An 11,411-nucleotide genomic window follows, 5' to 3' on the forward strand; every position below is an offset into this window, starting at 1 on the left:
CCCTTGCCTTTAAGACTCGGGTTATGATCATGCCGTGGAATCCCCGAAGCGAAGAGGATGTAGTGCGCGAGCACGACCTGATCACCCTGGAATGGCCCAAGATCCGGGAGCGGCTGGCGGCTTACACCGCCTTCCCCTGGAGCGCGGAGAAGGCCCGCGCCCTGCGCCCCTCCGCCGACCCTGCTGAGGTCCTTGCCCGGCTCGCCGAAACGGAGGAGGCCCGCCAGCTCCTCGCCCGGGAGCCCGGCTTCGACCTGGGTGGGGTCCGGGATCTCCGCCCCCACCTGGAGGCAGCCCGGCACGGGGCGACCCTCTCCCCGGCCGACCTCCTCGCCCTGTGGGAGACCCTGCAGACGGCCCGGCGCGCCCGCCGGACCCTGCTGCGGCGATCCGGGGAGTGGCCCCATCTGGCCCGCTATGCCGCCCGCATGCAGGAGTTCCCGGAACTGGAGGAGGAGATCGCCCGCTGCCTGGACGAGGCGGGGGAGGTGAAGGACGAGGCCAGCCCGGCCCTCCGGGCTCTGCGCGCCGAGATCCGCCGCCTGACCCAGGAGATCCAGAGCCGGCTACAGACTTACCTCGCGGACCCCCGCTACGCGCCGTATCTGCAGGAGCCCCTGATCACCCTGCGCGGGGACCGCTTCGTGATCCCGGTGAAGGCCGAGCATCGGGGGAAGATCCCGGGCCTGGTCCACGACGTCTCCGCCAGCGGGGCCACCCTGTTCATCGAGCCGTTGCCGGTGGTGGAGCTGGGGAATCGGCTTCGCGCGGCCCGGGCCCAGGAGGAGAAGGAGATCGCCCGCATCCTGGCCGCCTTAAGCGCCGCCGTGGGCGCCCGGGCGGAGGAGATCCGCGCCACCCTGGAGGCCGTGGCGGATCTCGACCTGGCGCTGGCCAAGGCCCGCTACGCCATCGATCTGCGCGCGGAGCGCCCGGAGATCGTCCCGTGGCCGGAGGAGCCCCCCGAGCGACGGACCCAGTCGCCCCTCTGGCTGCGCCAGGCCCGCCACCCGCTGCTGGATCCCCAGCGGGTGGTGCCCATTGACATCACGCCGGACCCCGCCACGTTCATGCTCATCCTCACCGGTCCCAACACCGGCGGCAAGACGGTGACCCTGAAAACCGTAGGGCTCCTGGCGATCATGGCCCAGAGCGGCCTGCACATCCCGGCGGCAGAGGGCTCCCGCCTGCCGGTGTTCGACGGCATTTACGCCGACATCGGGGACGAGCAGAGTATCGAGCAGAACCTCTCCACCTTCTCCGCTCACCTCACCAACATCCTGGGCTTTTTGGAGAAAGCCACCGCCCGCTCCCTGGTGCTCCTGGACGAGCTGGGGGCGGGGACGGATCCGATGGAGGGGGCGGCGCTGGCCCGCGCCCTGCTGGAGCACTTCCACGAGCGGAGGGCCACCACCCTGGTGGCCACCCACTTCCCGGAGCTCAAGCTGTGGGCCCAGACCACGCCGGGGGCGGTCAACGCCAGCGTGGAGTTCGACCCGGAGACCCTGGCCCCCACCTATCGGGTGCGCATCGGGCTTCCCGGGCGCTCCAACGCCTTCCTCATCGCCCGCCGGCTGGGGATGCCCGAAGCCCTGATCGCCCGCGCGCAGCGCTATGTTTCGCCGGAGGCCCTGCGCCTGGAGGCGCTGCTAACGGAGGCCGAGCGGCTGCGAGCGGAGGCCGCCCGGGCCTGGGAGGAGGCTGAACAGGCCCGGGCCGCCGCCCGCGCCCTGGAAGCCGAATGGCGCGAGCGCATCGCCCGCATCGAGGCGGAGCGGGAGCGGCTGCTCCGCGAGGCCCGGGAGCAGATCGAGGCGCTGCTCCGGGAAGCGCAAGAAGAGGTGGAACGCGTCCGACGGCAGGTCCGGCGGATCCATCAGGCGGAGGTGGAGGCCGCCCGGCAGCGCCTGGAGGCCCTGCGGGCCCGCGCCCGGAGCCTCCGCACGTCCCCGCCCGCGGCGCCGGAGGCCCCTGCGGGGCCCGCCTTCGCCATCGGCGACCGCGTATGGGTGCGCCCCCTCCAGGCGGAAGGCGAGATCCTCCACATCGAGGGCGAGGAGGCGGACGTGCAGGTGGGCCGCTGGCGGCTGCGGATGCCCCTCGCAGACCTGGAGCGCCGGGAACGGCCCACCCCGCCCCCGGCCGCCGCCCCCTCCCCTCCGCCGCCGGCCGGGGTGGCCCTGGACCTCGACCTGCGGGGGATGCGGGTGGAGGACGCCCTCCCCGTCCTTGAGAAATTCCTGGACGACGCCTTCCTGGCCGGCATGCCCTTCGTGCGGATCATCCATGGCAAGGGCACCGGGGCGCTGCGCCGGGCCGTGCGGGAGCGCCTGAAAGGGCATCCTCACGTGGAGGCGTTCGAGCCCACCCCGGACGACGGCGCCACCGTCGTGCGGCTGGCGCGGTGAACGTAGGCCGAAATTCGATTTCGACCTGCATCGGGTTGTTTCAAGTAGGACTCTCACCGGAACGGAGGTGCCCAATGGAGGCACATCAAATGCCCACCTTCGCCGACGTGCTGCGGGCCCGGCAGGTCCTGGGGCGCTTCCTGCCCCGCACGCCCCTGCATCGCTACCCGGCTCTGGACCGGCTGCTGGGGGCCCGGGTTTACGTCAAGCACGAGAACTATCAGCCCATCGGGGCCTTCAAAGTGCGCGGGGGGATCTATCTGATGTCCCGTCTCTCGCCGGAGGAGCGGGCCCGAGGGGTGATCACCGCCTCCACCGGCAACCACGGCCAGTCCATTGCCTACGCCGCCGCCCTCTTCGGGGTCCGGGCGGTGATTGTGGTCCCCGAGAACGCCAATCCCGTCAAAGTGGAGGCCATCCGGAGCTACGGCGCGGAGATCCGGGTCCACGGGCGGGATTTCGACGACGCCCGCTCCTACTGCGAGCGCGTGGCCTCCGAGGAGGGTCTGCGCTACATCTCCTCGGGGGATGAGCCGGATCTCATCGCCGGGGTGGCCACGGAAACCCTGGAGATCCTGGAGGATCAGCCGGACATCGAGATGATCTTCGTTCCCGTGGGCGGGGGCAGCGGAGCGGCGGGGGCGTGCCTGGTGGCCAAGACCCTGAACCCGTCGATCCGGGTCATCGGCGTGCAGAGCGCCCGCGCCCCTGCGGCCTATCTCACCTGGCGCCACCGGCGCTGGACCGAGGCGCCGATGGAGACCCTGGCGGAGGGCCTGGCCACGCGGCGTCCGTTTATGCTGCCCCAGCGGATCATGTGGGAGGGGCTGGACGATTTCATCCTGGTAGACGATGAAGAGCTGGTGGAAGGCGTGCGGATCTATCTGGAGAAGGCCAAGACGCTGGCGGAGCCGGCAGGCGCTGCGCCGCTGATGGCCGCCCTGCGGCTCCGGGAACAGGTGCGTGGGAAGACCATCGCCCTGATCCTGAGCGGCGGCAACCTCTCCCCGGAGCAGCTCCGCCGCTTCCTGTGAAGGAAAGCCATTTCTTGTAGCAGCGGCTTCAGCCGCGACCCTTGCGTCATCGAAGACGCGGGTTCGGGGCTAAAGCCCCTCCTACCAAAGATCGATTTTTGTAGGAGCGGCTTCAGCCGCGACCTTCGCAGGATCGAAGAAGACGAGGGTTCAGAGTTGAAGGCCCTCCCGTCAGAAGCGACCGGCGGTGCCATGAAGGATGACGGTTCTTCCTGCAGGAGCCGCTTTCGCCCCGACCCTGGCGCCATCGAGGACGCGAAATTCGGGGCGGAAGCCTCTCCGATCGTGAGCCGAAATTCATCGCGACATCCATGCTTGCAGGAGCGACTTCCGCCGCCACCTTTTCCTCTCTTCCGAAGAGACGGGTTAGAATGATCTCTGAAACCCTTCAGAGGAGAGAAACCCATGACACAGGTCATCGTCCGTATCGATGAACGGCTGCTGGAGGAAGCGCAGCGGCTGAGCGGTGCCAAAACAAAGGAGGAGATCATCGAGCTGGCATTACATGAGCTGATCCACCGTCTCCGGCGAAAGCAGATCGCGGGCCACGCCGGAGCGGTAGAGCTGGAGCTCACTCAGGAAGATCTCCGCCGCATGCGGGAGGGACGCTAATGGCTCGGATTCTGATCGATACATACGGGGTGGCCGCCGCGTGCCTACTACCGACCTCCTCATCGCAGGCGTCGCCCTGGTCCATGGCTGTGAGGTGTGGCATTTCGGAGATTCTCATTTCAAGGTGATGGAGGACTTCGGCGGACCCTCCCAACGGGATCTGGCTCCTCGTTCCATTTGAGCGCAACCAGAACATGGAAGTTCATCCCCCCGCTTCTTGCTCCTAAGTAGGAAGATCAAATCCAATTACTGTAGCCGCGACCTCTTGTGTCAGCGAAGACCGGGGTTCGGGGCGGAATCTCCTCCTACAAAGTCTCAAGAATGAAGGTTCGGGGCTAAAGCCCCTCCTACAAAAAGATCGATGCTCTGTAGGAGCGGCTTCAGCCGCGACCTTCGCAGGATCGAAGAAGACGAGGGTTCAGAGTTGAAGGCCCTCCCGTCAGAAGCGACCGGCGGCGCCATGAAGGACGACGGTTCTTCCTGCAGGAGCCGCTTTCGCCCCGACCCTGGCGCCATCGAAGACCCCAAGTTCGGGGCTAAAGCCCCTCCTGCAAAAAGATCAACAAGATCAATGCCGTAGGAGCTTCCGCCGCGACCTTTCCCTTCATCCCCCCGCGCTGGTGTAGTGGCGCAGGGCGTAGCGCCAGAAGGCCCGGCTGACGGCAAACAGGACGGCGGCGATGGCCAGGCCCGTCACGACCCCCGCCGGCCGCAACCAGCCCAGCACCGCCTGAGCGGGCACCGTGGTGATGAAGGCGATGGGGACGATGAAGGTGAGGACGATCCGGACCCAGGTGGGAAACGCCGTCACCGGGAAGCGGCCGGCTTCGAAGAAGGTGTAGATGAGCTCCATGATGTTGCCGACCTCCACGAACCAGAACGAGAGGGTGATGAGGATCATCAAGAGGGAGTAAAAGATCACCAGGCCGGCGAGCAGCATCACCCCGAACAGGAGCAGCCGATCCGCCGGGGGCCAGCCCAGCCGGGCGAGGGCCCAGGCCACCACCCCCAGACCCAGCAGGATATCCGTGAGGTGCCAGATCTGCATCCGCTGGAAGGAGACCAGAAACTGACTGTCCAGCGGGCGCAGCAGGACGAAATCCAGCGTCCCCTGGCGGATGGCCTCCGGGATCTCCTCCAGGTTGGGGCGCAGGAGAGCGGCCATGATCCCCTCGAAGGCGATGAAGAGCCCGGCCACGATGAGGGCCTCCTCGTAGCGCCAGCCCCCCAGCCGCGGCCGGTGCATGAAAAACACCTGCAGCGCGGCCAGGGTCCAGAGGGAGGACGCCACCGCCACCAGGGCATTGGCCAGGAAGTCCGCCCGATATTCCATGGCCGCCATGAGGTTCGCCTGAAAGAAACGGAGGAGAACCCGCAGGTAGGTCATCCCAGGCGCCACTCCACCCGATAGCCGAAGCCCCGGGTGTTGTCGATCCAGCGGACCCAGCGCGGGGTGATGCGGTAGAGGCGAGCGTGGGCCAGGGCCTGGGGCAGCTCCTCAACGAAGCGGAACTTGGCCCGGTAGCGGGCCATCACCTGCGCCTGCTCCTCGGGGTCCTCCACCGGATCCGCCCGTCCGGTCAGCTGGAGGCCCTGGATGGTCCGCCAGTCCCACGGCTCCCCGTGGATCGTGACGGCGACCTCCGGGCGGTTCAGGAGATGACGGGTGTGGCGGCTCTCGGGGGATGAAAAGAAATACAGCCGTAACCCATCGTCGTGGACGAAATAGAGAGAAGCCGCGTAGGGCTGGCCCGCCTCGTCGGCCGTGGCCAGGGTGAGGGTGGAGCGCTGGCTGAGGAAGCGGAGCACCGCCTCCCAGATCTCCCCGGTGTGGGTCGCGACCGGTTCCATAAAGAAACGATCCCGGGCTCGCTGCATCTCAGGTGGGCCGGGCGGGAGTCGAACCCGCACGCCCCTCCCGGGGCAGCAGATTTTAAGTCTGCCGCGTCTGCCGATTCCGCCACCGGCCCATGGGAGCGGCATTTCTATCTTATCACCGTCCACGCCCCTTTGCGAAACGATCACCGGCCTGAAGCAGGATCCCTGCCCGCTCAAGCGTCTGGGACCTCCGGGGAGATCGCCTTATCATAGAGGCGTAGAGGATCCGGTCGCATCGGAGACGCTCCCATCCCCGGCGAGGAGGGTCACGATGGAGCTGGGCGAGTGGCTGTCCCGCGGGCTCTCGCTGACATGGCGGTATAAATCCCTCTGGCTCTTCGGCGTCCTGACCGCCCTGGGCACGGGCGCGCCGCGCCTTTCGGGCAACTTCAACTTCTCGTTCAGAACCTCCATGCCGCCTCAGCCGTGGCCCCCCGGCTTCCCGGAGGCCGTGCGCCGGTGGCTGGATCAGAACTGGCCCCTCATGCTGCTCACGATCCTGGGGCTGATCGCCTTCTCCCTCCTGCTTCAGCTGCTGGCCCTCTGGGCCCAGGGGGCGCTGATCCTGGGAGCCGGCGAGGCCGCTGCGGGGCGCTCCCCGCAACTCGCACCCCTGGGGCGTCGGGCGGCGGCTCGCTTCCTGCGACTGATCGGGATCATGATCGTGCTGGGCGCCCCCGGCTTCCTCCTTACCCTGATCCTGGTCCTCGGGATGGTGGGCGGGACGTTGTTGTTCTTCCTCGCCCGCCAGGAAGGCGCGCGGATCGCCGGCCTGGTCCTGGCCTTCCTCGTTTTCTTCCTCGCGCTGGGCTGTCTGCTGATCCTAACGGCGGTCATGCACCTGTGGTCCCGCCTGGCCCTGCGGGCGGCGTTGCTGGAGGACCTGCCGTGGATCGCCGCCCTGCGCCGGGGGCTGCAGCTCGGCCTGCGCCGCATCGGGGCCCTCCTCCTGACCTGGCTGGTCCTGGACGTCGGCGTACTGGGGGTGACGGAGTTCCTCCTCAGCTTCCTGAGCGCGATCCCCCTCCTGCTCTTCACGGGCGCCGCGCTGGCCGTCTTCTTCGGGCGCGGAGGGCCTGTGGAGATCTCCACAATGTTCCGGTTCGGCGTCGCTCTGATCGCGGGGGCCCTCTGCCTGGTCCTCCTCAGCCGGGCGCTGATGGCGCCCATCGTCACCTATGCGGAGACCGTCTGGACCCTGGCCTACCGCGCGTGGGCGGGGCTGCCCGCGGGATCCGCCGGCGAGGAGGATTAAGCGATGCGGGCGCTGATCACCGGGGGGACGGGCTTTGTCGGGGCGAACCTGGCCGCCTATCTTCGTCAGCAAGGATGGACGGTGCGGATCCTGCGGCGGGCCACGTCCTCCTTGAAGGCGGTGGAGGACCTGGATGTGGAGCACGCTATCGGGGATGTGCTCGAGCCGGAGAGCCTGCGGCCGGCTATGGTGGGCTGTGAAGTGGTCTTCCACACCGCCGCGGTCTCCGCTTACTGGCGCACCCCGGGGGAGCAGATCCTGCGGGTCAACATCGAGGGCACGCGGAACGTCCTCGCCGTCGCCCGGGAGATGAACATCCGGCGGGTGGTGCTGACCAGCTCCCTGGCCGCCCTGGGGGTGCCGGCCGATGGAACCCTGCTGACCGAGGACCATCCCTACAACCTGCCGCCGGGACGCTTCCTCTACGGATACAGCAAGGCGATGGCCGAGGCCATCGCCCGGGTCTTCGTCGCCCAGGGGCTGGACGTGGTCATCGTGAACCCCTCCGTCATCCTGGGCCCTCGCGACCACCACCGCATCTCCGGGAGCCTGATCCTGGAGATGGCCCGGGGACGTGTGCCCGCCCTCCCCCCCGGCGGGGTGAACGTGGTGGCGGTGGAGGACGTGGCCCGAGGGCACCTCCTGGCCCTGCAATACGGGCGGCCCGGGGAGCGCTACATCCTGGGCGGCGAGAACCTGACCTACCGGGATCTGGCCCAACAGATCGCCGAGGTGGTGGGCGTCCCGGCCCCCTCCCGCGTGCTTCCGCGCCGGATCGTGAAAGCCCTGGCGGAGGCCGCCCGCCTCGCCGCGGCCCTCGGGCTCCCCCTGCCCGTGGGTCCAGACCAGCTCTGGCTGAGCGCCCACTTCATCTGGTGCGATGGACGCAAGGCCGAGGCCGAGCTGGGCTACCGCCCCGAGATCCCGGTCCGCGAGGCCATCCGGCGGGCATGGGAATGGTATCAGGCTCACGGGGAAGGGCCCTCCAGGGCCTCCCCAGCCCTCCGCTCCTGAACCCGGGACCCCAGCAATGTAGGGCAACTGCTCGCAGTTGCCCTACCATGTCCCGAATCCCCCGGCCGCTTGACGGATCCTTCCCCCTGGCCTAAAATCTGTCATGACAGATGACTTGTCAAATGTCTCGACAAAAGGAGGACCCCATGGGGCGGATGGTGGAGGTGCCCGAGTATTCGCTGGCGCCCTCGGTGGAGGTGGATCCCCGAACCACCGCGCTGATCGTGGTGGATATGCAGAACGACTTCGTCCACCCTCAGGGTAAGCTCTTCGTCCCTGACGCCCCGGCGACGGTCCCCCGCATCCGGCGGCTCCTGGACATGGCCCGCTCCGGCGGCATGTTCGTCGTCTTCACCCAGGACACTCACTATCCCGGGGACCCTGAGTTCCCCATCTGGGGGGAACATTGCGTAGCCGGGACGTGGGGATGGGAGATCGTGGAGGAGCTGAAGCCTCAGGAAGGGGAGCTGGTGCTGCCCAAGCGCCGCTACGATGCCTTCTACGGGACGCCTCTGGAGCATGAGCTGCGGCTGCGGGGCATCCGGGATCTGGTGATCTGCGGGACGGTGGCCAGCATCTGCGTGCATTACACCGCGGCCAGCGCGGCCCTGCGCTGGTTCCACGTCATCATCCCGGTGGATGCCACCTCAGCGTTGCACCCCTTCGACATGGAGGCCGCCAACCGCCAGACGGCCTTCCTGTTCCGGGGCACCCTGACCACGGTGGATGCCCTGCGGGTGCGCGCGCCTGCGGCAGCCTGAAGAGGAAGGACATGGCCCTCCGGAAGCAGCCCATCGCCGAGCGGCCGGCGGGCCCGGAAGCACGCCGGGCCCGCCTCCTGGAGCTCCTGCAAGCGGCCGACCGTCCCCTCACCGGGACGGAGCTGGCCCGCCGGCTGGGAGCCAGCCGGCAGCTCATCGTGCAGGACATCGCGGTGCTGCGGGCGGCCGGGGTGGAGATCCTCGCCACCCCCCGCGGGTATCTCCTCCCACGCGCCCATCCCGCCCACCGCACCCTGGTGGCGGTCCGCCACACCCCTGAGCAGACCGAGGACGAGCTCACGCTGCTGGTGGACCTGGGGGTGAAGGTCGTGGACGTCATCGTGGAGCACCCCATCTACGGGGAGCTGCGGGGCAGCCTCCACGTGGCCTCCCGGGAGGACGTCCGCCAGTTCATAGAGGCCGTCCGCCGGACCGGCGCCCGCTTGCTGAGCGAGCTCACGGAGGGGCTCCACCTGCACACCCTGGAGGCCCGAAGCCCGGAGCTGCTGGCCCGCGCCCGGGAGGCCCTCCGTCAGCGCGGCTATCTGGTCGAATAAGAAGGCCCGATGGGCCGAACCCAAACGCCACCTTTTCGGAGCGTGAAACTTCGGCAGGAGGTCTTCCCATGACCACCGCCGCTCCAGCAACCTGGACCTTCGAGGAGGCCATCGATCGGGTAGGCCTCGGCCGCTTTCAATACAAGCTGATGGCCATCTGCGGGGCAGGGTGGGCGGCCGACGCGATGGAGGTGTTGCTGATCTCCTTCGCCCTGCCGGCCATCCGACAGGAGTGGAAGCTGACCACCGCCCAGGCCGGCCTCCTGGGCACCGCCATCTTCCTCGGGATGCTGGCCGGGGCCTGGTTCTGGGGCACCCTCTCCGACCGCATCGGCCGGAAGCTGGGGTTCATCCTCACGGTGCTCATCGACTCCGGCTTCGGCCTGCTGTCAGCCTTCTCCCCCAACTTCGCCGCCCTGGTCCTCCTGCGAGCCCTCACCGGCTTCGGCGTGGGCGGCACGTTGCCGGTGGACTATGCGATCTTCGCCGAGTATCTCCCCCGCAAGCAGCGTGGGCGCTACCTGGTGTATCTGGAGGCCTTCTGGGCCCTGGGCGCCCTGGTCGCGGCCGGCCTGGCCTGGCTGATCGTGCCCCGGGTGGGCTGGCGGCCGCTGCTGGCCATCTCCGCCCTGCCCGGCCTCATCGTTTTCTGGATCCGTCGCTACGTCCCCGAGTCCCCTCGCTTCCTCCTGGTGCACGGCCGGGAGGAGGAGGCCCGGGCGATCCTGCGCCAGGTGGCCCGGGAGAACGGAGCCGCGCTGCCCGAGGACATCCGCCTCGTCGTCCCGCCCGCGCCGCAGGTGAGCGTGGGCGATCTGTGGCGTCAACCTTACACCCGCACCACCGCGCTGCTCTGGCTGATCTGGTTCGGCATCTCCCTCGGATACTACGGGGTGTTCACCTGGCTGCCCAGCCTCTTCGTGCAGCGGGGGATGACCTTCCTGCGGTCCTATGAATACATCTTCATCCTGACCCTGGCCCAGCTGCCGGGCTATTTCTCGGCGGCCTATCTGGTGGAGCGCCTCGGGCGGCGGATGACCCTGGGGCTGTATCTGATCGCCAGCGGTATCTTCACGTATCTCTTCGCCGTGGCGGTCTCGCTGCCCGCCTACGTCGCGGCGGCGATCTGGATGTCCTTCTTCGCCCTGGGAGCCTGGGGCGCCCTCTACGCCTACACCCCGGAGGCCTACCCCACCCAGCTGCGCACCACGGGGATGGGCGCGGCCAGCGGGATGACCCGCATCGCCGGCGCCCTGGCCCCCACCCTCGGCGGATATCTGCTGGGGGTCTCGATGCCGCTGGCCCTCACGGTTTTCGCCGCCGCCTACGTCCTCTCCGGGCTGGCCGCCCTCTCCCTGCCTTACGAGACCAAAGGCCAACCGCTGGCGGACGTGGTGGGAGAGCTTCGATAAGCCGGGAAACGGGCGGGGAGACCGTCCTGGATCTCCCCGCCCATTCGTCCCGCCGCTACGCGCCGCACTCCTCCGGATGCTCCTCGCAATACGGGCGCACGCCGGGCAATCGCCCTCGATGCCGGGCGATTTGCTCGTATAGGCCGTCCGCAAGCCACCGGATCGGAGGGAAAGCATAGAGCCGAAGGAGCCCCGGCCAGCCGAGGGCACCGCCCAGGGCGGCCAGGACCGCCGCCGCGCCCCGATGGCGCCGCCCATCGGGGGTGATCGCCCAGGCCGCCTCCTCGCACTGCGCCCGGGTCAAGCCGTAGCGCTCCGGCGCGCCCGGCCGCTGGCAGGGCACCAGCCGGACCCGCCCCCGTCGGTCCCAGCGCCGGATCCAGCGGGCTGCGCGGGTGCAGAAGCCACACCGTCCATCGAAGATCAGCACGATCTCCCCCATCGCTCCCACCTCCCCTTCCCTCCAAGCATACTGCCGTC

Annotated in this window: 11 protein-coding genes and 1 tRNA gene; 8 read left to right on the forward strand and 4 right to left on the reverse strand. The window is 68.7% G+C overall.

Features of this window, described 5'->3' with window-relative positions:
* The first annotated feature begins 62 nt into the window (after positions 1-62).
* The 3 genes from KNN16_RS11815 to KNN16_RS11825 all read left to right on the forward strand — a co-directional run bounded on the left by KNN16_RS11815 (position 63) and on the right by KNN16_RS11825 (position 4,054).
* On the forward strand, positions 63-2,408 hold the full coding sequence (locus KNN16_RS11815; protein ID WP_303897131.1) for an endonuclease MutS2: 2,346 nt from the start codon (positions 63-65) through the stop codon (positions 2,406-2,408).
* Between the two features lie 74 nt (positions 2,409-2,482).
* A complete protein-coding gene (locus tag KNN16_RS11820; RefSeq protein ID WP_303897132.1) occupies positions 2,483-3,442 on the forward strand; it encodes a threonine/serine dehydratase in 960 nt (319 codons plus the stop codon).
* A 405-nt stretch (positions 3,443-3,847) separates the two neighbouring features.
* Positions 3,848-4,054, forward strand: coding sequence for a type II toxin-antitoxin system VapB family antitoxin (locus KNN16_RS11825; protein WP_303897133.1), 207 nt, complete (start codon positions 3,848-3,850; stop codon positions 4,052-4,054).
* A gap of 604 nt (positions 4,055-4,658) precedes the next feature.
* Here KNN16_RS11825 and KNN16_RS11830 read toward each other — a convergent pair.
* The 3 genes from KNN16_RS11830 to KNN16_RS11840 form a co-directional block, all read right to left on the reverse strand.
* Positions 4,659-5,441, reverse strand: coding sequence for an ABC transporter permease (locus KNN16_RS11830; RefSeq protein WP_303897134.1), 783 nt, complete (start codon positions 5,439-5,441; stop codon positions 4,659-4,661).
* Positions 5,438-5,905 (reverse strand): pyridoxamine 5'-phosphate oxidase family protein, encoded by a 468-nt coding sequence (locus KNN16_RS11835; protein ID WP_299285832.1) that lies wholly within the window; start codon positions 5,903-5,905, stop codon positions 5,438-5,440. Before KNN16_RS11835 ends, KNN16_RS11830 begins: the two co-directional genes overlap by 4 nt.
* Positions 5,906-5,938: 33 nt before the next feature.
* A tRNA-Leu gene (locus KNN16_RS11840) sits at positions 5,939-6,024 on the reverse strand.
* Positions 6,025-6,203: 179 nt separating this feature from the next.
* Between KNN16_RS11840 and KNN16_RS11845 the strand changes: the two genes are divergently transcribed.
* The 5 genes from KNN16_RS11845 (at position 6,204) to KNN16_RS11865 (ending at position 10,931) form a co-directional block, all read left to right on the forward strand.
* Entirely contained in the window at positions 6,204-7,187 is a 984-nt protein-coding gene (locus KNN16_RS11845; protein ID WP_303897135.1) for a hypothetical protein, read from the forward strand.
* A gap of 3 nt (positions 7,188-7,190) precedes the next feature.
* Complete coding sequence (locus KNN16_RS11850) at positions 7,191-8,201, forward strand: NAD-dependent epimerase/dehydratase family protein (protein WP_299285838.1); 1,011 nt, start codon at positions 7,191-7,193, stop codon at positions 8,199-8,201.
* A gap of 155 nt (positions 8,202-8,356) precedes the next feature.
* On the forward strand, positions 8,357-8,962 hold the full coding sequence (locus tag KNN16_RS11855) for a cysteine hydrolase family protein (RefSeq protein ID WP_369685902.1): 606 nt from the start codon (positions 8,357-8,359) through the stop codon (positions 8,960-8,962).
* Positions 8,963-8,973: 11 nt separating this feature from the next.
* Entirely contained in the window at positions 8,974-9,519 is a 546-nt protein-coding gene (locus KNN16_RS11860) for a transcription repressor NadR (protein ID WP_303897137.1), read from the forward strand.
* Positions 9,520-9,587: 68 nt separating this feature from the next.
* Positions 9,588-10,931 carry an MFS transporter gene (locus KNN16_RS11865; RefSeq protein WP_299285847.1) on the forward strand — a complete coding sequence of 448 codons (1,344 nt, stop codon included), beginning with the start codon at positions 9,588-9,590 and terminating at the stop codon, positions 10,929-10,931.
* 55 nt (positions 10,932-10,986) lie between these two features.
* On the opposite strand, the gene KNN16_RS11870 is transcribed toward KNN16_RS11865, so the two are convergent.
* Positions 10,987-11,373 (reverse strand): thiol-disulfide oxidoreductase DCC family protein, encoded by a 387-nt coding sequence (locus KNN16_RS11870; RefSeq protein ID WP_299285850.1) that lies wholly within the window; start codon positions 11,371-11,373, stop codon positions 10,987-10,989.
* Positions 11,374-11,411 lie beyond the last annotated feature (38 nt).

The sequence above is a fragment of the Thermoflexus hugenholtzii genome, assembly GCF_018771565.1.
Classification (GTDB): Bacteria; Chloroflexota; Anaerolineae; order Thermoflexales; family Thermoflexaceae; genus Thermoflexus; species Thermoflexus hugenholtzii_A.

Excerpts from the sequence above, each read along its gene's own strand:
- KNN16_RS11820 (WP_303897132.1), top strand. The coding sequence starts at position 2,483 with ATGGAGGCACATCAAATGCCCACCTTCGCCGACGTGCTGCGGGCCCGG.
- KNN16_RS11825 (WP_303897133.1), top strand. The coding sequence starts at position 3,848 with ATGACACAGGTCATCGTCCGTATCGATGAACGGCTGCTGGAGGAAGCG.
- KNN16_RS11830 (WP_303897134.1), bottom strand. The coding sequence starts at position 5,441 with ATGACCTACCTGCGGGTTCTCCTCCGTTTCTTTCAGGCGAACCTCATG.
- KNN16_RS11835 (WP_299285832.1), bottom strand. The coding sequence starts at position 5,905 with ATGGAACCGGTCGCGACCCACACCGGGGAGATCTGGGAGGCGGTGCTC.
- KNN16_RS11845 (WP_303897135.1), top strand. The coding sequence starts at position 6,204 with ATGGAGCTGGGCGAGTGGCTGTCCCGCGGGCTCTCGCTGACATGGCGG.
- KNN16_RS11850 (WP_299285838.1), top strand. The coding sequence starts at position 7,191 with ATGCGGGCGCTGATCACCGGGGGGACGGGCTTTGTCGGGGCGAACCTG.
- KNN16_RS11855 (WP_369685902.1), top strand. The coding sequence starts at position 8,357 with ATGGTGGAGGTGCCCGAGTATTCGCTGGCGCCCTCGGTGGAGGTGGAT.
- KNN16_RS11860 (WP_303897137.1), top strand. The coding sequence starts at position 8,974 with ATGGCCCTCCGGAAGCAGCCCATCGCCGAGCGGCCGGCGGGCCCGGAA.
- KNN16_RS11865 (WP_299285847.1), top strand. The coding sequence starts at position 9,588 with ATGACCACCGCCGCTCCAGCAACCTGGACCTTCGAGGAGGCCATCGAT.
- KNN16_RS11870 (WP_299285850.1), bottom strand. The coding sequence starts at position 11,373 with ATGGGGGAGATCGTGCTGATCTTCGATGGACGGTGTGGCTTCTGCACC.